The sequence below is a fragment of the Thalassospira sp. genome (assembly GCF_030690045.1).
In the GTDB taxonomy this organism is placed as follows: Bacteria; Pseudomonadota; Alphaproteobacteria; order Rhodospirillales; family Thalassospiraceae; genus Thalassospira.
Map to the genome: position 1 here is coordinate 86,396 of NZ_JAUYHK010000001.1, position 25,708 is coordinate 112,103.

Consider the following 25,708-nt stretch of genomic DNA (forward strand, 5'->3'; position numbering starts at 1 on the left):
TGGATCCACACCCTAAAGCCTATCACAATCCCCGCCCAATACCGATACCCGAACGCATGCCAAAGCATACACATGCTTTTTGAGCCTTCGGGTTTGCTCATGGGGGCGGGCCGCAAAGACCGTAAAGCTCCAACGCTGCATCCATGATCTTTTGACGGGTTCCGTCTTCCTGCCTTGATCTCAATGATCTGGTATATTTCCGCCTTGTCATTTCAATGATCACTTCCGATTAATGAAATCAAACAATCTGGCCTCGCCGACTCGCTTTCAGCAATCAATCGTGATCCCTGAAAACACCCGGAAAAATTGCCGCACCACACCCCTCCGCCCCGGAGAACCGCCAGATAACGGCTGTGACGGCCCCCGAATCGCCAACCCGGCAGGACCGATGCAAACAAGACGGACTACCCCCGTGGGATTTTGGCGAGGCTCCATCAGGGGTACCTGATATGGCGCCCATACCCCCGTCTGCCTCACAAGCCGCATCCGAAAATGCAGGCTTGGGTCTTCCTTCCGTCGTCGGGCTTCCACCCCGCTCACACCAGCCCCGCCGCACCATGCCCCCGCTTTCGGGGCTGTGGCGACAAAACCGCAATCCAGCCATGGTCCGCCTTTCCCGTCACCACGGGAACCGGGCAAACCTCGGGCTTCCGCCCGCCGTGCAACACCCCCGGCAAGGCCGGACAGCTCCCGCCACGATCCGGGCAGGCACGGCCAGCCACAAGGCGCACCTTGGGCATCCGTCAGCCTCACCAACGGACCCGTCCCCCGCTCCTGCCACCCCCGGCATGGCCGGATAGCTCCCGCCCCGATCCGGGCAGGACGCGCCACCAACAAGACGCAACTCGGGCGTCCTGACAAATGGCCGGGTTAGCGGACCCGCGCAGGGCCTCCGTAATGGCTTTTCCATCTGCCGGTCATCCTCTTGCGGGTGGTCCGCCCGCCATCCTGTCTGTGTTTATATCGCTGCATCATCATCGCCTCTTTCACCTGCCGCCAAACGCAAAAAAACCGCAAGACACAAGGCCTTGCGGGTTTCGGACCGGGCGGATTTATCCCCTTGACTTTTCTGTTATGCCACAGCGAAAAGAACAAATCAAGAACTATTTTGCCAAAAATCAAAAAAAGTTATCGGCATCCTGTAACGCCCCCACGGCACACCCGCCGCAAGGTTTAACAGAACCGCAACCGATAAACGTCATTCGCGCTGAAACACTATGGAAACAGCGGCTCGTGGCATCGCAAACCGGCCCGGATTTCCGGCCAAACCGCCCGCCCGGCCCGGTTTTCACCGCATGCCGATACCGCCCCGCTGTTGACCCGCCATAACAGCACTGATATTGGGTGCCGCACGAATTGTTTGTGATCGCCGCCAAGACACCCTTGGGCCATCCCGATTTACCGTGCCTTTTGTCCGTGCCGGTAAAATATGTCAGAGATCAATACATGCTCAAAACGCCCTATTATCTGATCGACAAGTCAAAGCTTGTGCGCAACATGGAAAAAATCGCCTATGTGCGCGAAAAATCCGGGGCAAAGGCCTTGCTGGCGCTGAAATGCTTTGCCACCTGGTCGGTCTTTGATTTTATGGCCCCCTATATGGACGGCACGACGTCCTCCTCTCTGTATGAGGTCAAGCTGGGCAAGCTGAAATTTGGCGGCGAAACCCATGCCTACAGCGTGGCTTACGGCGATGATGAAATCGCCGAAGTCATTGATCATGCCGACAAGATCATTTTCAATTCCATCAGCCAGCTGGATCGTTTTGCCGATGCCTCGGCCCATATCACGCGCGGTTTGCGGCTTAATCCCGGTGTCAGCACCTCCAGCTTTGACCTTGCCGATCCGGCCCGCCCGTTTTCGCGGCTGGGCGAATGGGATGCCCGCAAGGTCGAAGCCGTGATCGACCGCATTTCCGGCTTTATGATCCATAATAACTGCGAAAATGCCAGTTTCGATCTGTTTGACAACATGCTGGGCCAGATCGAGGAAAAATTCGGCAATCTTCTGTCCCAGGTTGACTGGGCCAGCCTGGGCGGCGGCATTCATTTCACCGGCGATGGCTATCCGCTGGATCAATTCTGCGACCGGCTGCGGGCGTTTTCCGACCGGTTTGGCGTTCAGGTTTATCTGGAACCGGGCGAAGCCGCGATCACCAAAAGCACCAGCCTTGAGGTCAGCGTCCTTGATACGCTTTATAACGGCAAACATCTTGCCATCGTGGACAGCTCCATCGAAGCCCATATGCTGGATCTTCTGATTTACCGCGAAAGTGCCAAAATCTCGCCGAATACCGGCCCGCACAGCTATATGATTTGCGGCAAATCCTGCCTTGCCGGTGACGTTTTTGGCGAATTCAATTTCAAGGACGACATCAAGATTGGCGACCGCCTGTCGATTGACGATGCGGCGGGCTATACCATGGTCAAGAAAAACTGGTTTAACGGCGTGCGGATGCCGTCAATTGCCATCCGCGAACTGGACGGCACCGAACGACTGGTGCGGGAATTCACGTTTGACGATTTCGTGGCAGCCCTGTCGTAAGGCAGGATTGTCTGGATTTACCTGAAACAAAGGGGGTTTTTGACCCGAGATGAAGAAAAATGTTCTGATCATTGGTGCCGGTGGCGTTGCACAGGTCGTCGCCCATAAATGTGCGCAGCATAATGACGTGCTTGGCGATTTGCATATCGCCTCGCGGACCATCGAAAAATGCCGCCAGATCATTGACTCGGTCTATGAGAAAAAAAACCTGAAAACCGATGGCGTATTTACGGCCCATGCCCTTGACGCCACCGATATCGACGCGACCAAGGCGCTGATCATATCCACCGGCTGCCAGATCGTTATCAATGTCGGATCGCCCTTTATCAATATGCCGGTGCTGTCTGCCTGTATCGCCACCGGCGCGGCCTATCTCGATACCGCCATTCACGAAGAACAGGACAAAATCTGCGAAACGCCGCCATGGTATGCCAATTACGAATGGAAACGCCGCGAAGAATGCGCGAAAAACGGCATCACGGCCATTCTGGGCATCGGATTTGATCCAGGTGTGGTCAATGCCTATGCCGCCCTTGCCCGCGATGAATATGTCGATAAAATCGATTCGATTGACATCATCGACATCAATGCCGGCAGCCACGGCCGCTATTTTTCAACCAATTTCGACCCGGAAATCAATTTCCGCGAATTCACCGGGCAGGTCTATTCCTGGCAGGACAATGCCTGGCAGACCAACAAGATGTTTGAAGTCAAAAAGGTCTGGGATTTGCCGGTTGTCGGCCCCAGCCAGACCTTCATGACCGGCCATGACGAGGTTCATTCCCTCTCGCAAAACCTTGATGTGCCCAATGTCCGTTTCTGGATGGGCTTTGGCGATCATTACATCAATGTCTTTACGGTCCTGAACAATCTGGGCCTGCTGTCGGAAAAACCGGTAACAACCGCCGAAGGGTTGGAAGTTGTGCCGCTGAAACTGGTCAAGGCCGTGCTGCCCGATCCATCCTCGCTGGCCCCCGATTATACCGGCAAGACCTGCATTGGCGATATCGTCAAGGGCACAAAGGACGGCAAGGAAGCCGAGGTGTTCATCTATAACATCGCCGATCACAAGGAAGCCTATGAAGAAGTCGGCAGCCAGGGCATTTCCTATACCGCAGGCGTGCCGCCGGTGGCCGCGGCCCTCCTGATTGCCAATGGCGCATGGGATGTCAAAAAAATGGCCAATGTCGAAGAATTGCCGCCCAAACCGTTCCTTGATCTTCTGAACAAAATGGGTCTCCCGACCCGGATCAAAGATGCCAATGGCGACCGGGCCCTTGATTTTTCCTGATCCATCCGGGATCAGTCACATTTGCGGCGGGCTTTGGCCCGCCGTTTTTGTTTGGGGTGTTTTGTGCCAAAGCTGGTGCAATCGGGACGTTCGGTGTATCGACAATATCAATAATCCGGCGAAATAAAGCCGGTGGCAACAGGGCGACATACAGGGAGGCCCCATGTCCGATTTTGTCTTTGAAACCACACCACGCGTGATCTGTGCATTTGAAGGGGCCCTGAAACTGGGCGATCTGTGCGCCGAAACCGGCAAACACCGCGCCATGATCATCAGCGATCCGGGGCTGGTAAAGGCCGGGGTGATTGACGCCCCGCTGGCCGCCTTGAAACAGGCCGGAATCGACTGTTTGCTGTGGGCACAGGTTCAGGCCGACCCACCGGAAACCGGCATTCTTTCTGCTGTCGCAGATGCCCGCACATTCGGGGCCGATATGATCATCGGGCTGGGGGGTGGCAGTTCGATGGATACCGCCAAACTGGTTGCCCTGCTGGCCGGATGCCCGCAAAACCTTGCCGATATTTATGGAATTGGCCTTGCGCACGGGCCGCGCCTTGCCCTGATACAGGTACCAACCACCGCAGGCACCGGGTCCGAAGTCACCCCGATTTCGATTGTCACCACGCCCACCCATGAAAAAAAGGGCGTGGTATCCTCGCTGCTATATCCCGATATTGCCCTGCTTGATGCCAGCCTGACCATGGGCCTGCCCGCTCCGATCACGGCGATGACCGGGATTGATGCAATGGTCCATGCGATCGAGGCCTATACGACAAAACACAAGAAGAACGTTCTGTCGGACGGCCTTGCGATTCGCGCCCTGCAATTGATGACCCGCCATATTGACGATGCGGTTTCGGCCAACCCCGGACGCAACGCCCGCGAGGCGATGTTGCAGGGATCAATGATGGCGGGCATGGCCTTTGCCAACGCGCCGGTGGCCGCAATACATGCACTGGCCTATCCGCTGGGCGGGCATTTTCATGTCCCCCACGGGCTAAGCAATGCCCTTGTCATGGTCGAGGTTTTGAAATTCAACCGGGATGCCGCCCAAACACTTTATGGCGAATTGGGTCGCGCCCTCTTGCCCGATCTTGCCGCGGTCGATGATGTGACGGCCTGTGACCGGTTTATCGCCTTTATCGCCGATCTGACCACCCGCATGCCCTTTGCGCACCGGTTGCGCGATGTGGGCGTAACGAAGGACGATCTGGACCGTCTGGCAACCGACGCCATGAAGGTTGAACGACTGTTGATCAACAATCCACGGGACATGACATTTGACGATGCACGCGCCATTTATGCCCGCATTCTTTGAATTTGCACATCCCCCTGCCGCGTTTGCTTTTTATTGACGAAAACGGTTTAGAATCGACCCCGGGACAGTCCAGAAACAACGGGGTTCGGAATTTTCAACATGCGCCAGTTCAGAAACATCGTTTTCAGCACGGTGACATTGATGTTACTGGCCGCATGTTCGTCATCGCCCCGGCTCGTTGCCCCGGCACCGCAACAAAGCCCGGTTATGTCCACCTCCGGCACCGATCAGTGGTCACATCATATCCGCGAGGCATCGCTGCGCTTTAACGTGCCCGAAACCTATATCCGCTCGGTCATGACGATTGAAAGTGGCGGGCGTACCATGATGAATGGCCGCCCGATCACCAGCCGCTCCGGCGCGATGGGCCTGATGCAGGTCATGCCCCCGACCTTCCGCGAACTCAGCCGCAAGCATAATCTGGGCAATGACCCGCATGATCCCCGCGCCAATATTCTGGCCGGAACAGCCTATATCCGCGAAATGCACGACATTTATGGTTATCCGGGTTTTCTGGCTGCCTATAATTGCGGGCCGGGATGTTATGGTTCCTATCTGGCTGGCGAACGCTCCCTGCCGCTTGAAACGCAAAATTATCTGATCAAGGGTCAAACCCTGATCGCGCAGGCCACCGGCCAACCACAAACCACCGTGGTCGCCGCCGCAATGCCCCAAACGACGGCACCATCACGCACACCGCCCCCTGCGGCCACCATCAGCGCCACACCGCTTCCGGCTCCGACACCGGCCACAACCGCGGCCCCGATCCTGACCAGACCGCAGCCGACACAAACGGCAAGCCTGCCTGCCCCCACGTCTTCCGCCTCCCGTACATGGGGTGTTCAGGTCGGGGCGTTCAGTTCACCCGATGGCAGCCGCCGTGCGGCAGAACGGGCGCGTGAAATGGTCCTGCATGTCTTGCAAACCGCCGAATTCAAGATGTGGAAAGTCTCAACATCATCGGGTGAACTGTATCGCTCGCAACTGGTCGGCCTGTCCGAAGACGAGGCCACCTATGTCTGCGACACGCTGGTCGCACAGGGCGGCGCCTGCATCCGGGTCAGTGACATTTAGGCACGGAAAAGGCACGACAAAACCCGGAGCCATAACACCGGGTATCATGTCATCATATTATTTTGCGGAAAGAACGATGGTGCCCCCGGGGAGAATCGAACTCCCACTCACATAGTGAAACAGATTTTGAGTCTGCCGCGTCTACCAATTCCGCCACAGGGGCGCACCAGCGAATAATCGCCTGTCATCGTCGGGGCGGATAATAGCTGCAAAAATTTCTGGGTCAATGGGGCTTTATACAAAAATTTCACATTCTGCCGCCCGGTGACAACGGCATTGCAGCAACAGGGCAAAAGCGGTTAGATCATCCCGTTTTGCGGCCAACAGGCCGGTTAGCTTTCCTGCCCATTCAGCCAAAGGTCGGTTTCGTGTTACGCAGCCTGTATGACTGGACTCTTCGTCTTGCCGCCCATCGTCATGCGGCGCCTGCCCTGTTTATTGTCGCCTTTATTGAAAGTTCGGTTTTCCCGATCCCGCCGGATGTTTTGCTGATCCCGATGGTACTTGCCGCCCGAGACAAGGCGTGGCGCTATGCCCTGATTTGCATGATCGGGTCGGTTCTGGGCGGTATGGCCGGATACGGGATCGGCTTTTTCCTGTTTGAAAGCATCGGCAAGCCGGTACTGGAACTGTATGGCTATGCCGCGAAATTCGGCGATTTTGCCACCTATTATAATGAATGGGGCGCATGGGCGGTGTTTATCGCCGGGGTGACACCCTTTCCCTATAAGGTCATCACCATCCTGTCGGGCGTAACCGCCCTTGATGTCGGGGTTTTCACCATTGCCTCGGTGCTGGCACGCGGCTTGCGCTTTTTTGTTGTCGCCGGATTGATCTGGAAATTCGGCCCGCCGGTCCAGGAATTTATCGAACGGCGACTGGGCCTTGTTTTTACCGTATTTATCGTGGCTCTTGTCGGCGGGTTCATTGCCCTTAAATTTCTGCCCTGAAACTTCTGGCCTGACCGGTTTGCGCTAACACACACGGAATATGACCATGCTTGCCACGTTTTTTCGCCGCCGTTATCTTCCTGCCCTGCCCCCAATTGCCATTCTGCTGGCATCCGCAAGCAGCATCGGTTTTGCCTTTTATGCGCAATATGTCCAAAAACTGATGCCCTGCGTCCTGTGCCTGTATCAACGCGTGCCATTTTACGCGGCCGGTGGCATTGCCATTATTGCCCTGTTGGTGCTCCGCATCCCCGGTGCGGCCCGCATGCTGGTTTATCTGTGTGGGGCCTTGTTTCTGGCCGGGGCGGTCATCGCCTTTTATCATGTCGGCGTTCAGTATTTATGGTGGGAAGGTCCGGCAATGTGCGGCGGCGTTGCCAGCGGTGCAACATCAATCGAGACGCTACAGGCGCAATTGATGGCGCAACCGATCATTCGCTGCGACAAAATAGACTGGGCCCTGTTTGGCGTGACGATGCCGATGATCAATGTCGGGTTTTCGCTGCTGCTGGCCACCCTGTGCTTTATCGCACCCAATCGCTGGATGCAAACGCCCGCAACAGTTTCCAGACATTTCTGAAACATCCTTGTCGAAAATAATCAAACGACCCGCCCGGCATTCTGTCGGGCGGGTCGTTTGACATGCGCATAAGCTCTCTGATCTCGCTGCTACAATATTCATTTCCGTTGATAATGATAATAACTCTTGTTTGCATATCATTCTGCGCTATAGTCCCGCATTGCAAAACAAAACCAAAGGCAGTGGCACGCAACAGCCGATTTATGGCAACCGGGCCAGATAGAACAGGATTGCGCAGGAGTGCCGACAATGACATTCCACCCCCACATGACCAGCCGGGTCGAAGGCGTCACGTTACTGGATAATTTGCGTTATAAACGCTGGAATTCAGCCATTACCGATCTTTGGCATGTGTCCTGCGCCCGGCACACATCGGGGTCCTACGTATCGCATGCGCCAAGACTGGTGGCGATACTGGCGAAATCCGGCGCAGGTGAATTTCAGGTATCCCACAGTGCGGATCACGACCAATCACAGGACAGCAACCCGAACGGCAATCTGTTTTATGTTCCGGCTGGTATGCCCCTGTCATCACACACCAGCGATGCCTGCGAACTGACGCATCTTGACATTCATCTGGATGTCCGACGGATTGTCGAACATTGCGCCTATGACATTGACCGGCAAGCACTGGAAACACCGCGCATTTGTTTTACCGATCCGCGCCTGATGACATTGGCCCGGCTGATTGCCGATGAATGCCGCAATCCCGACAACACCAATGCATTGTATGGCGAAAGCCTGATCACAGCCATGATTGCCGCCCTGCTTGGCCCGCAACCGGAAACAACGCCATCGCGCGGGCAACTGGCTCCCTATCAATTACGCAAATCGGTCGATTACATCACGCAAAACTGCGCCCGTACCATTCGTCTGGACGAACTGGCACAACTGACCGGTCTGTCCCAGACTTATTTCTGTTCTGCCTTTCGGGCATCCACCGGTATGCCCCCGCATAAATGGCAAATGAAAGCCCGGATTGATACGGTCAAGGCACAACTGGCCAACAGCGACATGCCGCTGGCCAGTGTTGCCATCCATGCTGGCTTTGCCGATCAAGCCCATTTAACACGGGTTTTCCGCCAGATTGTCGGCACAACCCCAGGCGCATGGCGCCGCGAACGCGCAGCCTGAAATTAATCCAAAATCCGTTCAATACAGCGAAAGATGCTTCAATATTCCGGTTTCGCCTGCGTGTTATCGGATGTGTCGAGTTCAGGGATGATCGCGAAATCGCAAAGGTCGTCCGGCACGACAACCGATACAGGAACCCCCAAATGCGTTTCAGAAACCACAAATCGTCGAGATATCTTTTACTCGGCACGGCAAGCATCCTTGCCATCGCAGTACCAACCTATGCATGGGCACAAACCGCAACCGAGGCCGAAACGGTCGAGAACGCGACTGAAACACAGACGGAGGCCGTTGTTATTGAGGACAGCGCAGAGTCCGGAGCAGGTGACCCGACGCCACCCGTCTATGCTGGCGGTCAGGTTGCAACAGGTGGCAGGGTTGGTGCCCTTGGCAACCGCGATATCTTGGATACACCGTTTTCCACCACCAGCTACACCGAAGAACTGATCAAAAATCAGCAGGCGCAAGATATTTCCGATGTCATGGATAATGATCCATCTGTCGTCAACACATCGGGTTTTGGCAACTTTGCCAACCGCTTTACGATCCGCGGCTTCGATTTGACTTCCGACGAAGTGTCCATTGACGGACTTTACGGTACAGCACCGCGTCAATCGGTGGCCATAGAAATGTTTGATCGCGTCGAAGTCCTCAAGGGAGCCTCCGCATTTGTGAACGGTATGGCTCCCGGTTCGGGTGGACTTGGCGGCAGCATCAATCTTGTGCCCAAACGCGCGACGGACGACCCGCTGACCAGTGTGACCGGCACCTATGGCTCCACGGGCCAGTTTGGCGGGCATCTTGATGCAGGGCGACGGTTTGGAAATGACAACCAGTTCGGCGTCAGAACCAACCTGATGTATCGCGACGGGGAAGGCGCAATCGAGGATGAAGACCGCGAAACGAAGCTGGCGGCACTGGCCCTTGATTTTCGCGGTGACAATGCACGCATGACCTTTGATGCAGGTATCAACCAGCTGCGTGTCGAAAACGGACGCCCAACCGTATCAGTGGGGACGGTAACATCATTGCCCGGTGCCCCATCAGGATCCCACAATTTTGCCGCAGCAGGCACCTATAGCGACCTTGAAGACAAGTTTGCGCAGATCCGGCTTGAATATGATGTGACAGATAGCACTATGGTATACACAGCCATCGGCGGTCATAATTCTGATGAAATCAACAACTATGCGTCTGCAACGCTGAGCGGTTCTGACGGTTCCGCTGATTTTGGGAACTTTGCGAACGTGTATCAGCGTGACGACGTTACCGGGACGCTGGGTATCCGGCAAACATTTGAAACCGGTCCGGTCAAACACGAAGTCAATACCGGAACCACCGGGATGTGGCAGGAAGTACACCAGAACTGGGCTTCCCTGACCGGCGAAAGCGGCAATATCTATAATTCGGGCCCGACCGGCATCGCTTTTGGCGATCCGGGCGACCCCAAACTGAGCTCGACCAATATCCTCAGCAGCTATTTCCTTGCCGATACCCTGACCTTCCTTGAAGACAAAATCCACCTGACCGGCGGCATCCGCCGCCAGAATGTCAAGGTTAGAAACTATGACCTTACGACAGGCGCAAAAAGCTCGGCCTATGATTCATCCGCAAATTCGCCAATGGTTGGCGTGATCGGCAATGTCACCGACGATTTGTCTGTCTATGGCAATTATATCGAAGGCCTGTCACAGGGCCAAACCGTTACTTCCGCCACAGCAACCAACCGGGGAGAAACTCTCGCCCCCTACAAGACCAAACAATATGAAATCGGCGCGAAACTTGATTTCGGCACCTTTGGCGCGGGTATTGCGTTGTTTGAGGCCGAAAAACCTTCTGCCTATGAAAACAGCAGCAATGTCTTTACCACCGATGGCGAACAGCGAAATCGCGGCATTGAACTGACAGCCTATGGTGAGCCGGTCACAGGCACACGTATTCTGGGCGGCATCACATTCATTGATGCCGAACTTGTCAAAACAGAGGACGGCACCAATGACGGGAACACCGCACCTGGCGTTCCGGATTATCAACTGACACTCGGTGCGGAATATGACCTCCCCTTCCTTGACGGGGTAACAATCGGGGGTCGCATTATCCATACGGCTTCACAATATGTTACCGCCAGCAATACGGCCTCAATACCGTCATGGACCAGGCTGGATGTCAGCGCACGCTATGTCACCGAAGTTCACAATTATCCTGTGACACTGCGTGCCAATATCGAAAATCTGACCAACAATGATTATTGGGAAACGGCGGGCAACTCGATCGGATATATCACAGCTGGCGCACCGCTGACGGTGAAACTGGCCCTGACTGCCGATTTCTGATCCTTACATCAGACCTTACAAAAGGCCAACGAAGCATTGCTCCGTCGGCCTTTTTTTAGTGCGTATCGTGTGATCAAAAATCGGAATCCAGTTCGGTATCCCAATATAAAAAATCCCGCCAACTTTCATGAAGATAGTTTGGCGGGAAGGAGCGTCCGTTGCGCAGCAACTCGTGCATGGTCGGCTGTTCGGGTTGCCTGTGCAGCCTCAGGCCTGATTCCCGCACCGAACGGCTGCCCTTGTGCAGATTGCAATCGGCACAAGCCGTCACGATATTGGTCCAGTTGGTGCGCCCGCCCCGCGACCGGGGCACCACATGATCAAAGGTCAGTTCACTGGTCGGCAGGCGATCATTGCAATATTGGCAACTAAACCGGTCGCGCAAAAAGACATTGAACCGGGTGAATGCCGGGCTGCTTTTGGGTGTGACATATTCCCGAAGCGAGATCACGCTGGGCAGTTTCATGGTAAAGGAGGGGGAATGAACCTCGCGGTCATATTCCGACAGGACATCGACACGGTCGAGAAACACTGCCTTTAGCGTATCCTGCCAGGACCACAAAGACAGCGGGAAATAGCTTAACGGCCTGAAATCGGCGTTAAGGACAAGTGCCGGACACGCATTGGGTGATATATACATATCATCCGCTCCACCGTGTTAACCGAGTCGCACTGTCTGTTTAGCAGTTTTGCCAATCGCCGTTGATGAAGATAAAATGACGATTCGCAAGATAAGGCGACACGGCCACTTAAACCACTGATGGAACTGAGTATAGGGTATTTTTGCAAAAGCGCAAAGGCCCTGTTATGCCGAGTCGCAAAGAGTTTGCAATCCGGCAACATGACCGGCATTTGCGAGTCCCACCCGATCCGGACAAATCCGGCGTCCAGACAAACGAAAGGCCCGCTTGTGGCGGACCTTCGTAGAATTCTTCTGAAAGGAAGGACTGCTAATCAGGCAGCGGCCTTCGCCTCAGCAGCAGTAACGATCTGGCGTTTGATCTTCACCAGCTCGAGCGGCAACTTGGTAGAAGCCGTACCGAGCAGATACGCATCCAGACCACCACGTTTTTCAATGGTGCGGACGGCATTGGTGGTCAGACGCAGACGCACCGAACGGCCAAGGGCTTCGCTCAGCAGCGAAGTCGGCTGCAAGTTCGGAAGAAAACGACGTTTGGTACGGTTGTGAGCGTGGCTCACATTCATGCCGACCAAAACGCCTTTGCCGGATACCGGGCAGCGACGTGCCATGACCTGATCTCCTGGTCTGGAAATTTGCAAATGACGCTTGGCCTGACATGCAGGCCCGCGCTTGGAGCGGGGTTATTAGCCTGTCGCAGATAAGGCGTCAAGCCTTCTTGCATCAATTTACCGCAGAAAAGGGATCTTTTCACCCAACGGCCGCCAAAACCCACCAAGCTTCCCCGGCAAGCCCGAACGCCATAGCCCCAATATTGATCCTTGTCAAAACCCCCTGCCCCTTTCAGTGTTAGGATATGTGCGAATTCAGGGGCATGCCCCTTATCGACAAGCGCCTTGGGGAGCACCGCGCACCATGAAAACCGATATTAAAGTCGCCCTGCCATTGCTGGGCATTCTGCTGGTCGCCGTTATCGGCTTGGTTCTGTATCTCGCCGGTTATGTGCTTGGCCATTTCGGCGTGCCATTCGCCTCAATCTGGCTTTATGTCGCACTGGCGCTGGTGCCGGTCGCCTTTTTGATCATGTTTGATTTCAGTCGCTAAAAATACGGCCCTGCTATCAGATCAACGGCCTGCCGCAATATCCTTGCGACAGGCCGTTTTTTTTGAGGTATTCCTCAAAAAATCTCAAACACCTGACCGGTTTGCAGCCCCTCGACCGATTTGGCATAGCCAAGAGCTGCACGGGCGGCAGGCACCGGGTCATGACCCCGGAAATAAGGGCCATAACCTTCCATCGCCTCAAGGATCACACCGGGGCTGACGACATTGATCCGCTGCCCCGGTTTCATTTCAATCGCCGCCGCACGGGCAAAGGATTCCAGCGCCCCATTAACCATCGAGGCAGAACTGCCATAACGGATCGGGTCCTTGCTGAGAATCCCGGTGGTCAGGGTAAAGGATGCCGGATCGGCGACATAATCGCGCCCGACCAGCACCAGATTGACCTGCCCCATCAGCTTGTCATCAATGCCGATGCGGTATTTGGTATCATCCATTTCCGCGAAATCACCAAAATGCACCTTTCCAAGGGTAGATACCACCGCATCAACCCGACCTGCCTTTGCATAGGCCGAGCGAATGCTGTTGATATCCGTGACATCAATCTGAATATCGCCACTTGTTCGCGCAGCGGTAATGATATCGTGCCGTGCGCCCAGTTCGGTCGCCACAGCCCGCCCGATAATGCCCGAAGCCCCGACTAGTAAAATTTTCATCCTGTGCCTCCATCTATAAAAACTTGCGATGGACACAACCTGACATGAAACCTTCGGCACGATAATCTGGCATTATCCAAACACTTTGTTTAATGTGATAAACAATGAAAGAATATCTTGTCGAAATGCGCAGCTTTGCCGCCGTGATCGATCATGGCGGCTTTACCGCCGCAGCCCGGGCAACCGGCGTATCCAAAGGCCTGATCAGTCAGCAGATCCGGCGTCTGGAAACGGTTTTGGGTGCGCAATTGCTGTTTCGATCCACCCGCAAACAGGAACTGACCGAAACCGGCGCTGCCTTTTTGCCCTATTGCCGACAGATCACCCGCAATGCCCATGACGCATTCGAGGCTGTCGCTGCCTTGCGCGGCACCCCGGCAGGTACGGTGCGCCTGACCGTACCGGTATCGTTTGGCGAAATATTCCTGCATGACATCATCACCGGTTTTCAAAATCTGCATCCGCGCATCACGGTCGAACTGGAACTGGAAAACCGCTATCGCGATCTGAAATCATCCGGGCTTGATATCGCGATCCGCGCCGGATTGACCAGCGACCCCGATCAGGTGGCTCTTCCGTTGGGTGAATTATCCGAACTGGTTTGCGCCAGCCCGGATTATTGGCAAAACCATGCGCCGGTCATGGTCCCGCAAGATCTGACCGCCCATAATTGCATGATCAATTTTCATTACTGCAAGGACAACACATGGGTTTTCTTTGCCCCCAACGGGCCGCAATCGGTTTTGGTGTCAGGCACCTTGCGCCTCAATCATTACCCGCTGATCCGCAATGCCGCCTGTGCGGGTCTTGGGGTGGCGCGCCTGCCACGCTATATCGCCCTGCCTGAAATTCATGCCGGGCGGCTGGCACCCCGGCTGGAAAACTGGCATTCCCCACGCAGTCCGATTTATCTGGTCTATCCGTTTCAGGGCAGCCTACCGGTCAAAAACCGCCTTCTGATCGATTTCATCCGCGACTGGTTTTACGCCCGGCCTGATTTGCTGGAAACCCGTCAGACCTGAGAAGCCTGTCTCATCACATCGGCCACCGCAATGCCTTCTGCCCGTATTGCCCGCAATGTTTTTGACTGATCACGCTTGGCATAACGTTTGCCGTCCGGCCCGGTCAAAAGGCGGTGATGGTGATAGTCGGGCACGTCATACCCCAGCAACTCCTGCAACAGGCGATGCAAATGGCTGGCGAAGAACAAATCTTCGCCGCGTGTTACCAATGATATGCCCTGTAGATGATCATCATGGGTAACCGACAGATGATAACTGGTCGGTGTATCCTTGCGTGCCAGCACGACATCGCCAAAGATTTCCGGGATGGCTATCTGTTTGCCCGCAACCCGATCTTGCCAGAATAACGGACCGGCAACATAACGACAGGCGTCCGCCATATTCAGCCGCAGGGCATAGCTTTCCCCCGCCGCGATGCGGTCCGCACGCTCTGTCGCGCCGATATGACGACAGGTGCCTGGATAAAGTGCACCATCCGGGCCGTGCGGGGCATTGCCGATACGGTTAATTTCGGCCTGGATATCCTTGCGCGTGCAAAAGCACGGATATAGCAACCCCATTTCGTACAGACGATCCTGTACCGCCTGATAATCTGCCATATGGTGCGATTGTTCCCGCACCGGCGTTTTCCAGCGCAAACCCAGCCACGCAAGGTCTTCGTATATTGCCGCAACATATTCCGGGCGGCAGCGAGTCTGATCGATATCCTCAATCCGCAGCAAAAATCGCCCATCCGGCCCGGCATTTCGGACGGCAAACAAAGCAGACGCCGCATGGCCCAGATGTAAATAACCGGTCGGGCTGGGCGCGAAACGGGTGATGGTGGATGCCGTCATGCCAACCTGCCCTGCCTGTTCTGCGTTACCAGCGATCCCGATCTCCGACGGCCTTGTCGCGCGGGGCGGTATCCGATGGCACCTTGCGGATCGGGCGTTTGGGCTGGCGTGCGCCCTGCTCGTCAAACATGTCGGACAATTGCCGCAACATTACCCCGCCCAGTTCTTCGGCGTCGTTGATGGTCACCGCACGCTGATAATAACGGGTCACGTCATGGCCAATACCAATCGCCAGCAGTTCCACCGGCGATCTGGTTTCGATCCAGCCGATGACTTCGCGCAAATGCCGTTCCAGATAATTACCGGAATTGACCGAAAGCGTTGAATCATCGACCGGCGCACCATCGGAAATCACCATCAAAATCCGGCGTTGTTCGGTGCGGCCAATCAGCCGTTCATGCGCCCACAAAAGCGCCTCGCCATCGATATTTTCTTTCAGCAATCCTTCGCGCAACATCAGGCCCAGATTCTTGCGCGCCCGACGCCACGGTGTATCAGCGGCCTTATAGATGATATGGCGCAAATCATTAAGGCGGCCCGGTTTGGGTGGTTTGCCGGTTTCAACCCATTTTTCGCGGGACTGCCCGCCTTTCCATTGCCGGGTGGTAAAGCCAAGGATTTCAACCTTGACCCCGCACCGTTCGAGCGTCCGCGCCAGAATATCGGCCGACAGGGCGGCGATGGTAATCGGTCGCCCGCGCATCGATCCGGAATTGTCAATCAGCAGGGTCACCACCGTATCGCGGAAATCGGTATCATGTTCAAGTTTGAACGACAGTGGCGTTGACGGTGTGGCAACAATGCGCGCCAGTTTGGCAGCATCAAGGATGCCTTCTTCAAGGTCAAAATCCCAGCCGCGATTTTGCTGCGCCATCAGGCGGCGTTGCAGGCGGTTCGCCACCCGCGATACAACATTTTGCAAATTCGCCAGTTGCTTGTCGAGCATGGCCCGCAGGCGCGATAATTCCATGCCATCGCATAAATCTTCTGCCCCGACGATTTCATCAAAATCGCGTGTAAAGGGCTCATAACCACGTTCCAGCGGTTCATTGCGACCATCAAATTCCGGATGTTCACCCGGTCCAGCCGGTTGTTCCTGCTGGGCCTGCGATTCCAGTTGCTGGTCATCAACATCACCTTCACTGGCTTCGGCATCTTCGCTTCCGGCTTCCTGTTGCTGGTCCTCGCCATCGGGTTGGGTATCGTCGGTTTCGCCCTGTTGGCCGCCCTGACTGTCCTGCTGGGCATCCGGATCGGTTTCGCCGTCGGGATTGTCTTCATCGGGCGCATCTTCCGGCGGTTCGTCCGACATGTCGTCTTCCAGCGACAAATGGTCCAACAACCGGCGCAGCCCGCGTGAAAACGCTTCCTGATCATCAACCATCCCGGCCAAATCGGCCAGATCCGGCCCGGCTTTCTGTTCGATATGCGTCCGCCATAAATCAACCAGGGGCCGAGCGGATTCTGGGGCCGGTTGGCCGGTGAAAACCTCGCGGGCCAGCATGGCAATGGCATCGGCAAAGGGCGCATCGTCACGTGACGTCAAACGATGGTAGTTTTTCGCCCGGCATTCGGTTTCGGCATGATCGCGCAAATTTTGGCGCACACCGGGGAAATAACGCGATCCAACTGCCTCGCACCGGGCGGTTTCAAGCGCATCATAAACCGACTGGGCCTCGGCGGTTTCGGGCATGCGTTTTTGATGCAAGGCTTCATCGTGATGCCGCATTTTCAAGGCCCAGCCATCAGCGATGCCGCGCAGATCGGCGACTTCGTCTTTGGGCAGGGTCTGTTTGGGCATCGGCAATCGCACATGTTCGCCATACCCGCCCGGACGCCCGCCCTTGACAAAACCGACCTCCAGATCATTGCGACCGGCCAGCGCGCGAAAGGTCGCTGCTGTACCGCGCAAAAATCCGGAAAGCGCTTCGTCGTTTTTCATCACATATCTCATCTGGCGGGAGGACAGGGCGGGTTAATGGTGCGCCAAAAAGCTAGCGCATCATCACATTAATCGCGTTTTCCGGCAATTCCTCGCCAAAGCAACGCTGGTAATATTCCGCCAGAATCGGACGTTCCACTTCGTCACAGCGATTAAGGAATGTCACCCGGAAGGCATAGGCGATGTCATTGAAAATTTCGGCATTTTCTGCCAACGTAATCACGGTTCGCGGGCTCATTACCGTGGAAATATCACCGGCGACAAAGCCTTGGCGGGTCAGATTGGCAAGGGCGACCATCGCCTCGATCTTCTGGCGACCTTCGGGATTGTCAAAACTTGCGACCTTGGCCGTCACAATATTGGTTTCATCGGCAACCGACAGATAATTGAGGGTCGCCACAATCGACCAGCGATCCATCTGGGCCTGATTGATCTGCTGGGTGCCGTGATAAAGGCCGGTGGTATCACCCAGACCCACCGTGTTTGACGTCGCAAACAGCCGGAAATTCGGGTGCGGATGAATGACCTTGTTCTGATCAAGCAATGTCAGTTTGCCATCCACCTCAAGCACGCGCTGGATCACAAACATCACATCGGGACGCCCGGCATCATATTCGTCAAACACCATCGCCACCGGACGTTTCAACGCCCACGGCAGGATGCCTTCGCGAAATTCGGTGATCTGTTTACCATCGCGCAAAACAATCGCATCCTTGCCGATCAGATCGATCCGGCTAATATGGCTGTCCAGATTGACCCGCACCAGCGGCCAGTTGAGGTGGGCAGCAACCTGTTCGATATGGGTTGACTTGCCCGTCCCGTGATAGCCCTGAATCATCACCCGGCGGTTATGGGCAAAACCGGCCAGAATCGCCAGTGTCGTATCCCGATCGAACCGATAGGTCGGGTCTTTTTCCGGCACATGTTCACTGCCCAGACTAAAGGCCGGAACCTGCATGTCGGAATCGATACCGAAGGCTTCGCGCACGGAAATTGTGATATCGGGCGCATCCAGCGGATGTTCGGCAGCAGTACCTGTGGCTTCGTAACTTTGGCTCATGACTTCTCGCGCAATTTTCGGACCGGCTGTTTCCGGCCGCCCATTCATTAATCCCGCCATTAATAACGGGTAAGATCGGCTGCTGAAAGGAAAGATGATTAAAAAAAACCGTATCAGACGATTATCATACGACCAAGCCGGGAAATCAGGTCAGATCACGCGCCGCTTTTACCGGGCTATAGCGTCACCCGTGCCTCAAGATCGCGGATATACCCCATCAGACTGGCATAGGCCGCACTGATCACCTTGAACCGTTCTTCGGATGCCTTGTCGCCGCCATTGGCGTCGGGATGGTGTTTTTTCGACAGGGCCTTGTATTTGCTTTTCAATTCGTCCTTGGAAAACGGCCAGCCCAGATCAAGGGTGGCCATTGCCTGTTGCTGTTCGTCGGGCATGCCCAGTTTTCCCGCACGGCGTGCGGCATCGGCGGTGTCGCGCTGGCTTTTGGCGCGTGCGCTTTCACCCGGCCCGTGATGGGTCTGTTCGCCGTCTTCGTTGAAAAAGCCAAAACCGTCATTGAATTTGAAATCAAACGGGCGTTTGGCAGCACGGTTGCGACCGAACCGCCATGTCGGACGTTGCCACCGGGAATCACTGCGAATCTGGTCTTCGATATCGCCTTCTTTCATGCCACTGAAATAATCCCAGGATTTGTTATATTCCCGGACATGTTCCAGACAGAACAGATAATATTCCTTCAATTTCCGGTCTTTGGGCGCACGAAATTCCCCGTGGCCTTCACAGCCCGGCCAGTCACAATCGCGCCGGGGGGGCTCGTTGTAATAAAGGGTTTTACGTTTGTTGCGTTGCGCTCTGTTCATCGGGGTCTATATGTTCTGATCGATAGCCCAGCGCAACATAATACGAGTGGTTTTGCGGTGACGAAAGACTTGAAAACCGAATTTTATCCCCCAAAACAGGTTTAACGATAAAATATCCTCTTTAATTTCTCCCAAAGATTGAAAGACATTTTTTCATGCAGATTGCCCGACAGATCAACGATATTCTGACCGCCGAACTCGCCCCGATCCATCTTGAGATTATTGATGATTCGGCCAAACATGCCGGTCACGCCGGGGCCGATGCGCGTGGCGAATCCCATTTCAGCGTCATCATCGTTACGGAAAAATTCGACGGTCAGAACCGTGTCGACCGGCAACGCATGGTCTATGGCGCGCTGGATCAGTTATTGAAAGATCGGGTGCATGCGCTGGCGCTACGCACCCTGACTCCGGCGGAATATACCGTCCTTACGGACAAATAACCCAAAGGTTATTCCACATCGTGAAAATCAACTTTTGAGACCGTTATTTTTACAATTATAATATTTGAAAGGCCGCATACAGCCGCAGAAAGCCCGATGCAGCCTTGGCGGGCTGGCACAATCCCGGCCCGTTAAAATCAAAATAACGGGAGGACTTCCATGAAAACGCGCCTTTTCGGGGCGGTTGTCGCCCTGTTTGCTGCCGGAACTGCGTCTGCGCAGGCCCCTGCACCCGACAATCTTGAAAAACTGTCCAATTTCCAATCAACCGGCACCACCGAATTCAGCTTTATCGAGCAAACCGGCCCCTATGCCGACGGCATCAAAAAGACGCTGGACCGCATCAAGATGCCCGATGGCTTTAAAATCAGCCTTTACGCCATCGTACCCGATGCCCGCCATATGGCAGTCGGTCCGCAGGGCATTGTCACCATTGTCGGCACCCGCAAGGACAAAGTGTGGTCGGTGACTGACCGCAACAAGGACCGGATCGCGGACGAGGTCAAGGATTTCGCACCATCCCTTAAATTCGCCATCCCCAACGGGCCGTGTTTTTCGCCCGATGGCATGCTTTATATCGCCGAACAAAACCGGGTCCTGACCTTCCCGGCGGCAGAATTTTTCTATGAAAGCCCCGATGTTGCGGCGTTTAACGTCGTCAAGCAGGGCGAACTGGTTCCGCCTTCCGAAGAAAGTTACAACCACACTGCCCGGGTCTGTAAACTTGGCCCGGATGGCAAATTATATATCTCGCTGGGGCAACCCTTTAACGTTGCACCGGCCGATAAACTGGACCTGTACCGCCAGCACGGGATGGGCGGTATCATTCGTATCAACAATGATGGCACCGGTCGCGAGGTTTATACCTATGGCGTGCGCAATTCGGTAGGTCATGATTTCCATCCTGTCACCGGCGAATTGTGGTGGACCGACAATCAGGTGGACGGCATGGGCGACGATATCCCACCCGGTGAGATCAACCGCCAAACCGCCGCCGGACAACATTTCGGCCATCCGTGGTATGGCGGTGGTGATGTCCGCACCAACGAATATGCAGGCGAAGAAATACCCTATGACATCGTCATGCCTGCGGTCGAAACCATTGCCCATGCCGCAGACCTTGGTATGACATTCTATACTGGCAAGATGTTTCCGGCCAAATACCGCAATGCAATTTTTTCTGCCCAGCACGGCTCGTGGAACCGCACAGAACCGGTCGGCGCACGGGTAATCGTCACCTATATTGATGAAGAAGGAAACGCCACCAGCGAACCCTTTGCCGAAGGCTGGATCGATGAAAACGGCGAATATCTGGGCCGTCCGGTCGATGTGGCGCAATTGCGCGACGGGTCGATTCTGGTATCGGATGACTTGGCGGGCGCACTGTATCGCATCTGGTATGAGGGCAATTGATGCGCCTGTTCATGCTTGTTTTCCTCGGCGGGGTTTTCCTCGCCGGGGATGCCTTGCCCCAATCCCCGAATGAAGTGCGTGACGGGCGCAAGGTCGCCGGGATGTGCCGCACCTGTCATGGTTTGAACGGGTTTTCATCAATCCCCATTGCCCCGCATATCGGCGGCGAACCGGTTGATTACATCATTAACCAACTGGAAGCCTTCCGGTCGGGGGCACGCGAACATGAAATGATGAGCGTTGTCGCCAAGGGGTTAAGCGATGCGCAAATCCGCAACGTTGCGACATGGTACGGGCATTTTGATATCACCGCCACCCTGCCCGCCAAGGCAAAACCCGAAGACGCCCCCGAACTGTGCGTTGCCTGTCATGGTGTCACCGGGATTGCCGAAACCGATGATGCGCCCAACCTTGCCGGGGAAACCAATATCTATATCGATACCCAGTTAAAGGCATTCCGGTCTGGCAAACGCAGTCACGACATCATGTCGGCCATTGCCGCCGATCTGACCGACACTGAAATTCGCGACATTGCCGACTGGTATGCTGCGGTCAAACTTGAAATTATAGCGCCACAATAACCTGTCAGCTTTGCGGGCGCAAAGCAGCGGAAACATCCAGACCGACGGTCATCGCGGCAATCACGGCACCGGTTTTATCGTCAATCACCGGCACAGTGACCTGCGATAGAAACTTGCCAGTCGAGGCATCAAAGGCGATATCGGCAATCCTGATGGCACTGGCCTTGTCGCGTGCCGTATCAGCATAGATTTTGTATTTGTCTTCGCCCGACTGGTCATAATTGCTGGTCAGGCGGTTCATCCCCAAAATCAGGCCACGCTTGTCAAAAACAAAGATTTCGGCAATGCTGCGCGACAGATCGCCATTCATGCCACGCAAAATCTCCGACAGACGGTTTTGCGCAAGTTGCCGGGCTTCGGGCAACATCTCACCTTCATCCGCCACCTGTTCCCAGCGCCGGTTGATATCGGAAATCTGTGCGTCCGTGTGTTTTGCATCCGGGGCAGTCACCATCTCGCGCACCGCGGCCACCAGATCCGGCTGTTCCGCCCATTTGCGGATCATCGCGGCTTCTTCGGCCAGAATGGCACCGCGTTCCCAGTCTTCAAGAACCATCGGCATGGTCCCGCAAGACGGAATCGCCGCATTCAGATTGCGCAGCATTTGTGGATAACGGGCAACATAATCGCGGGCAAAATACACCACCAGCGGCGCATAACGTTCAAACCGCCGAGAAAACCCACCAATTGGCAAGCCCATTTCGATCCGGGCCTGATCAAAGGTCTGGTTGTCGATCAGGGCAAAATCAATCCGGCGATTGCGTACCAGTGAAATCAGGGTTTCAACAGAAGGCGGGCGCACCACGTCCCCATATCCCTGCCCGGTGATCCATTCCGCCTCACTCGATCCCAAAACCGCGCCAACTGTTACCAGTTTGCCCGGTTCAGGAAACCTTCCATCAGCAATCGTGGCCTGTCCGGCTGATATCCAAACCCATTTTTCAAGCGCCAGCGGCAGACTGGGTTCAGCATGATCGTTCATGGTCGGGGAAAGTTCCGCCAGAAAAAACCCATCGGCCTGTCCATTGCGCACCATTTCACGGTTACGCTGGCGCGGGGCAATCGCAATACCATAATCCACCCCGATGCGGTCAAAGGCACAATTCAAAACGCCAATCGAATATCCCTGCAACAGGCCGTTTTGCAAATGTTGGTAGGGCGGCTGCAAATTGGTTTGCAGCATGACAAAATCATCGTTGTTTTCCTGTGCCTGCACCCCGCCCGTAACGATCAAGATCACCACCAGCAAAACCCGTCGCCCGACAGCCATAAAGGCCGTCCGCAGTCTGGATATTTCATGGCCGGAGACCGAAAAGCGGTCCATACATCACCTGACATTGAACGACGGTAAGTAGAACCTGATATTGGCAACCGCACACGGCCTTACAAGGCCGGGCGTTTAGTCACCCGTATAGGAATCCGGGGCAATACGTTTGACCGCCGCCCCGTCACTGCGCCAACCGTGGCAGGTATTGACAAGGGGGGACCGGCGTTTGGGCTGTTCCGATGCATCATCCGGGTTTTGGGCGGCGGCCTGTTTGCGGCGGTCTTCGGCCTCGCGCGCCCGGATTGGAAAAATCGTTTGAAAGGCCGTGGTCGCCACCGGCCCCATCAATTCGGTCAGATGGGTGCAACCATAAATACCGCCAACCCGTTCGCGGATTTGCTGTTTTAGGCCGGGGCCGATTTTAAGGCCGACAAGTTTTGTATAATTCGGGGCAATTTCATCGCAGGCGTTAAAAGGCGCGTGGTCGGTGACGGCCTCGACCGCCGTAATCACCATGTCATCGCCCAGCGTGATGCGCAGCCACATCTGATGGATTGGCACCCCCGGCGGAATTTCGCCACGGTCGTTGTTTTCAAACCCATAGGTTTTGACATCAGTAATATGGCCTTCAATATCCCACAACCCATCGGCACGGCGATAGCCGGTACAGGTAATGTTTCGGGTATGAAGATGCGCACGGTCGGTCGGGGCTGACAGGGGCATGATTCTCTCCTTTACGTAAACGTAAAGCCGGAACCGCTTGTCCTGTCAACTCCCAAGGTCCAATCAGGCGACGCCGTAATCTGAACCAAAGATGAATTTTTCGCGTTCCCGCAGGTCTTCTTCCAACTGCGCCTTGACCACGGCAAACAGGTCGCGAATCGACACCATGCCAATCACCCGGTCATTTTCCACAACCGGCAAATGGCGATACCGCCGTGCGCTCATCAGTTCCAGGGCATTGCGCGCCGTATCGGTCGGGGCCAAAGTATCGGGGCTTTTGGTCATGACTTCCTGAAGCGCGGTTTTCGTCGGATCACGATGTTTGCCAACCACCCGGTTGACTAGGTCGCGTTCGGTGAAAATCCCGGCAAGACGGGCATCTTCGTCCAGAATAATGACCGCGCCAATCTTGCGTTCACACATCAGGGCAACGGCATCGGCGACGGTGTCGGTCGGGATCAGTGTCGCAAGGGATTGCTCTTTAACGACGCCCGGAACGATTTTTATATCCATGTTCTCTCTCTGCGGATCGTTGTTGTTATTGCGGGGCAATGGCCTGCCCCACCCAAACCTTAATCGGAATCTTACCGCAAAAGTAGAATGAAGACGACCATATAACGCGATGGCAGAAAAATAGCCCTGCCAGTCAGGCCGTCACCGTACCATCAACCGGTTGATCGCCAACCTGCCGCATCTTGATCCGCGTTACCTGATTACGCACCCGTCGCAACACTTCAAATTCCATACCGTGAAAGCGAAATTGCTGCCCGACATCGGGAATACGGCGCGCTTCATATAACAGCAAACCGGCAATGGTCGCGGCTTCTTCGTCCGGCAGACGCCAGCCAAACCGGCGATTAAGATCGCGAATGGTGACATCGCCGCGCACAATGACCGACCCGTCAGCCTGCGGCTGAACGCCCACGACTTCGACATCGGTTTCATCGGCAATATCGCCGACGATTTCTTCCAGAATGTCTTCCAGCGACACCACACCTTCAAACACGCCATATTCATCGACAACAATTGCAAAATGTTCGTGGCGTTCCTTGAAGGCCTTCAACTGATCGGCCAGCGTCGTGGAATCGGGGATGAACCAAGGGGGTGATGCCAGTTCCAGAACTTCCTGCGCATTTTGTGGCCGCGCACCGCGCACCACCGCCTTTAACAATTCGCGGGCGTGCAACACCCCGACAATATTGTCGGGGTCTTTTTCATAAATCGGAATTCGGGTGTGAGGGCTGCCCATCACGGTTTCAAGGATTTCATCGACCGGTTTGGTCACATCAATCATCTGCACCTTGCGCCGATGCACCATGATTTCCCAAACCCCGACATCTTCAAGATCCAGAATACCGTGCAACATAGCGCGTTCGGCATGATGGTCGCCAACCACCACATCATCGGCATGCAGCTCAATCGCACCGCGCAATTCGCGTTCGCTATCCATACCCGGCCCGGCCCCCCCGCCAAACAGACGAAAGGTCGCCCGAACGATCACCTGAATGGTTTCGGTGATCGGGGCGAAAATAACGACAAGAATCCGCATCGGAGCGGCCACCCGCAGGGCCAGACTGTCGGCATTCTGCAAGGCATAGGTTTTGGGCATGATTTCCGAAAAAATCAGAACCAGTGCCGTCATCGCTGCCGTGGCATAAACCACGCCATTTTCACCAAACAGCGTAATCATCAACGATGTCGCCAGCGCCGAGGCCAGAATATTGACCAGATTATTGCCCAGCAAAATCGCGCCGATTACCCGTTCCTGACGTTCCCGCAGGCGGTTGACGATCCCGGCACGCTGATCTCCGTCCTGCTCCTTGTGATGCATCACAGAACGCGATGCCGCCGTTAACGCCGTTTCCGAACCGGAAAAAAACGCCGACAGCATCAGCAGGAAAAAAATCACGATGATCGTGATCGTCATTCAGGGATCCTCGTCAAAAAATAAATCACTA

The 25,708-nt window shown here is 55.2% G+C and carries 24 protein-coding genes and 1 tRNA gene; 13 read left to right on the top strand and 12 right to left on the bottom strand.

Going from position 1 to position 25,708, the window contains the following annotated elements; translation table 11 throughout:
• Positions 1-1,446: 1,446 nt before the first annotated feature.
• The 4 genes from Q8O73_RS00375 (at position 1,447) to Q8O73_RS00390 (ending at position 6,227) form a co-directional block, all read left to right on the top strand.
• Entirely contained in the window at positions 1,447-2,544 is a 1,098-nt protein-coding gene (locus Q8O73_RS00375; RefSeq protein ID WP_305553175.1) for a carboxynorspermidine decarboxylase, read from the top strand.
• A gap of 49 nt (positions 2,545-2,593) precedes the next feature.
• Positions 2,594-3,835 (top strand): saccharopine dehydrogenase family protein, encoded by a 1,242-nt coding sequence (locus Q8O73_RS00380; RefSeq protein ID WP_305553178.1) that lies wholly within the window; start codon positions 2,594-2,596, stop codon positions 3,833-3,835.
• Positions 3,836-3,998: 163 nt separating this feature from the next.
• Positions 3,999-5,153 carry an iron-containing alcohol dehydrogenase gene (locus tag Q8O73_RS00385; protein WP_305553181.1) on the top strand — a complete coding sequence of 385 codons (1,155 nt, stop codon included), beginning with the start codon at positions 3,999-4,001 and terminating at the stop codon, positions 5,151-5,153.
• A gap of 99 nt (positions 5,154-5,252) precedes the next feature.
• On the top strand, positions 5,253-6,227 hold the full coding sequence (locus Q8O73_RS00390; RefSeq protein WP_305553184.1) for a lytic transglycosylase domain-containing protein: 975 nt from the start codon (positions 5,253-5,255) through the stop codon (positions 6,225-6,227).
• Positions 6,228-6,304: 77 nt separating this feature from the next.
• Here Q8O73_RS00390 and Q8O73_RS00395 read toward each other — a convergent pair.
• A tRNA-Leu gene (locus tag Q8O73_RS00395) sits at positions 6,305-6,390 on the bottom strand.
• 205 nt (positions 6,391-6,595) lie between these two features.
• Between Q8O73_RS00395 and Q8O73_RS00400 the strand changes: the two genes are divergently transcribed.
• From Q8O73_RS00400 to Q8O73_RS00415, 4 genes are all read left to right on the top strand, one after another.
• Entirely contained in the window at positions 6,596-7,177 is a 582-nt protein-coding gene (locus Q8O73_RS00400; protein ID WP_305553187.1) for a YqaA family protein, read from the top strand.
• Positions 7,178-7,223: 46 nt separating this feature from the next.
• Complete coding sequence (locus Q8O73_RS00405; protein WP_305553190.1) at positions 7,224-7,757, top strand: disulfide bond formation protein B; 534 nt, start codon at positions 7,224-7,226, stop codon at positions 7,755-7,757.
• Positions 7,758-8,006: 249 nt separating this feature from the next.
• Complete coding sequence (locus Q8O73_RS00410; protein WP_305553193.1) at positions 8,007-8,891, top strand: AraC family transcriptional regulator; 885 nt, start codon at positions 8,007-8,009, stop codon at positions 8,889-8,891.
• A 143-nt stretch (positions 8,892-9,034) separates the two neighbouring features.
• Positions 9,035-11,224, top strand: coding sequence for a TonB-dependent siderophore receptor (locus tag Q8O73_RS00415; protein WP_305553196.1), 2,190 nt, complete (start codon positions 9,035-9,037; stop codon positions 11,222-11,224).
• Between the two features lie 73 nt (positions 11,225-11,297).
• On the opposite strand, the gene Q8O73_RS00420 is transcribed toward Q8O73_RS00415, so the two are convergent.
• Together Q8O73_RS00420 and rpmB are read right to left on the bottom strand one after the other, a co-directional pair.
• Complete coding sequence (locus Q8O73_RS00420; protein WP_305553199.1) at positions 11,298-11,864, bottom strand: HNH endonuclease; 567 nt, start codon at positions 11,862-11,864, stop codon at positions 11,298-11,300.
• Positions 11,865-12,178: 314 nt separating this feature from the next.
• The gene (gene rpmB / locus Q8O73_RS00425) at positions 12,179-12,475 is read right to left on the bottom strand and encodes a 50S ribosomal protein L28 (RefSeq protein WP_305553202.1); all 297 of its coding nucleotides are present in this window, start codon (positions 12,473-12,475) and stop codon (positions 12,179-12,181) included.
• A gap of 304 nt (positions 12,476-12,779) precedes the next feature.
• On the opposite strand from rpmB, the gene Q8O73_RS00430 reads away from it, so the two are divergent.
• Complete coding sequence (locus Q8O73_RS00430) at positions 12,780-12,968, top strand: hypothetical protein (RefSeq protein ID WP_305553205.1); 189 nt, start codon at positions 12,780-12,782, stop codon at positions 12,966-12,968.
• A 74-nt stretch (positions 12,969-13,042) separates the two neighbouring features.
• On the opposite strand, the gene Q8O73_RS00435 is transcribed toward Q8O73_RS00430, so the two are convergent.
• Positions 13,043-13,642, bottom strand: coding sequence for a short chain dehydrogenase (locus Q8O73_RS00435; RefSeq protein ID WP_305553208.1), 600 nt, complete (start codon positions 13,640-13,642; stop codon positions 13,043-13,045).
• 104 nt (positions 13,643-13,746) lie between these two features.
• On the opposite strand from Q8O73_RS00435, the gene Q8O73_RS00440 reads away from it, so the two are divergent.
• Positions 13,747-14,664: a LysR family transcriptional regulator gene (locus tag Q8O73_RS00440; protein ID WP_305553211.1), complete on the top strand. Its 918-nt coding sequence runs from the start codon at positions 13,747-13,749 to the stop codon at positions 14,662-14,664.
• Here the strand turns inward: Q8O73_RS00440 and gluQRS are convergent.
• The 4 genes from gluQRS to Q8O73_RS00460 form a co-directional block, all read right to left on the bottom strand.
• On the bottom strand, positions 14,655-15,500 hold the full coding sequence (gluQRS, locus tag Q8O73_RS00445) for a tRNA glutamyl-Q(34) synthetase GluQRS (RefSeq protein ID WP_305553214.1): 846 nt from the start codon (positions 15,498-15,500) through the stop codon (positions 14,655-14,657). The two genes, Q8O73_RS00440 and gluQRS, sit on opposite strands and share 10 nt — an antisense overlap.
• A 25-nt stretch (positions 15,501-15,525) precedes the next feature.
• Positions 15,526-17,442 (bottom strand): cobaltochelatase subunit CobT, encoded by a 1,917-nt coding sequence (gene cobT, locus Q8O73_RS00450; protein WP_305553217.1) that lies wholly within the window; start codon positions 17,440-17,442, stop codon positions 15,526-15,528.
• A gap of 52 nt (positions 17,443-17,494) precedes the next feature.
• Positions 17,495-18,502 carry a cobaltochelatase subunit CobS gene (gene cobS / locus Q8O73_RS00455; protein ID WP_305553389.1) on the bottom strand — a complete coding sequence of 336 codons (1,008 nt, stop codon included), beginning with the start codon at positions 18,500-18,502 and terminating at the stop codon, positions 17,495-17,497.
• Between the two features lie 176 nt (positions 18,503-18,678).
• A complete protein-coding gene (locus Q8O73_RS00460; protein ID WP_305553220.1) occupies positions 18,679-19,323 on the bottom strand; it encodes a DnaJ domain-containing protein in 645 nt (214 codons plus the stop codon).
• Positions 19,324-19,478: 155 nt separating this feature from the next.
• Between Q8O73_RS00460 and Q8O73_RS00465 the strand changes: the two genes are divergently transcribed.
• The 3 genes from Q8O73_RS00465 to Q8O73_RS00475 all read left to right on the top strand — a co-directional run bounded on the left by Q8O73_RS00465 (position 19,479) and on the right by Q8O73_RS00475 (position 21,760).
• Entirely contained in the window at positions 19,479-19,766 is a 288-nt protein-coding gene (locus Q8O73_RS00465; RefSeq protein WP_305553223.1) for a BolA family transcriptional regulator, read from the top strand.
• 159 nt (positions 19,767-19,925) lie between these two features.
• A complete protein-coding gene (locus Q8O73_RS00470; RefSeq protein ID WP_305553226.1) occupies positions 19,926-21,179 on the top strand; it encodes a sorbosone dehydrogenase family protein in 1,254 nt (417 codons plus the stop codon).
• Positions 21,179-21,760, top strand: coding sequence for a cytochrome c (locus tag Q8O73_RS00475; protein WP_305553228.1), 582 nt, complete (start codon positions 21,179-21,181; stop codon positions 21,758-21,760). Before Q8O73_RS00470 ends, Q8O73_RS00475 begins: the two co-directional genes overlap by 1 nt.
• Before the next feature lie 4 nt (positions 21,761-21,764).
• On the opposite strand, the gene Q8O73_RS00480 is transcribed toward Q8O73_RS00475, so the two are convergent.
• The 4 genes from Q8O73_RS00480 to Q8O73_RS00495 form a co-directional block, all read right to left on the bottom strand.
• The gene (locus tag Q8O73_RS00480) at positions 21,765-23,030 is read right to left on the bottom strand and encodes a hypothetical protein (RefSeq protein WP_305553231.1); all 1,266 of its coding nucleotides are present in this window, start codon (positions 23,028-23,030) and stop codon (positions 21,765-21,767) included.
• A 129-nt stretch (positions 23,031-23,159) separates the two neighbouring features.
• Positions 23,160-23,750 carry a DUF2889 domain-containing protein gene (locus Q8O73_RS00485; RefSeq protein WP_305553234.1) on the bottom strand — a complete coding sequence of 197 codons (591 nt, stop codon included), beginning with the start codon at positions 23,748-23,750 and terminating at the stop codon, positions 23,160-23,162.
• A 63-nt stretch (positions 23,751-23,813) separates the two neighbouring features.
• The gene (locus Q8O73_RS00490; protein WP_305553237.1) at positions 23,814-24,263 is read right to left on the bottom strand and encodes a CBS domain-containing protein; all 450 of its coding nucleotides are present in this window, start codon (positions 24,261-24,263) and stop codon (positions 23,814-23,816) included.
• A 133-nt stretch (positions 24,264-24,396) separates the two neighbouring features.
• Positions 24,397-25,677 (bottom strand): HlyC/CorC family transporter, encoded by a 1,281-nt coding sequence (locus tag Q8O73_RS00495; RefSeq protein WP_305553240.1) that lies wholly within the window; start codon positions 25,675-25,677, stop codon positions 24,397-24,399.
• Between the last annotated feature and the right edge of the window lie 31 nt (positions 25,678-25,708).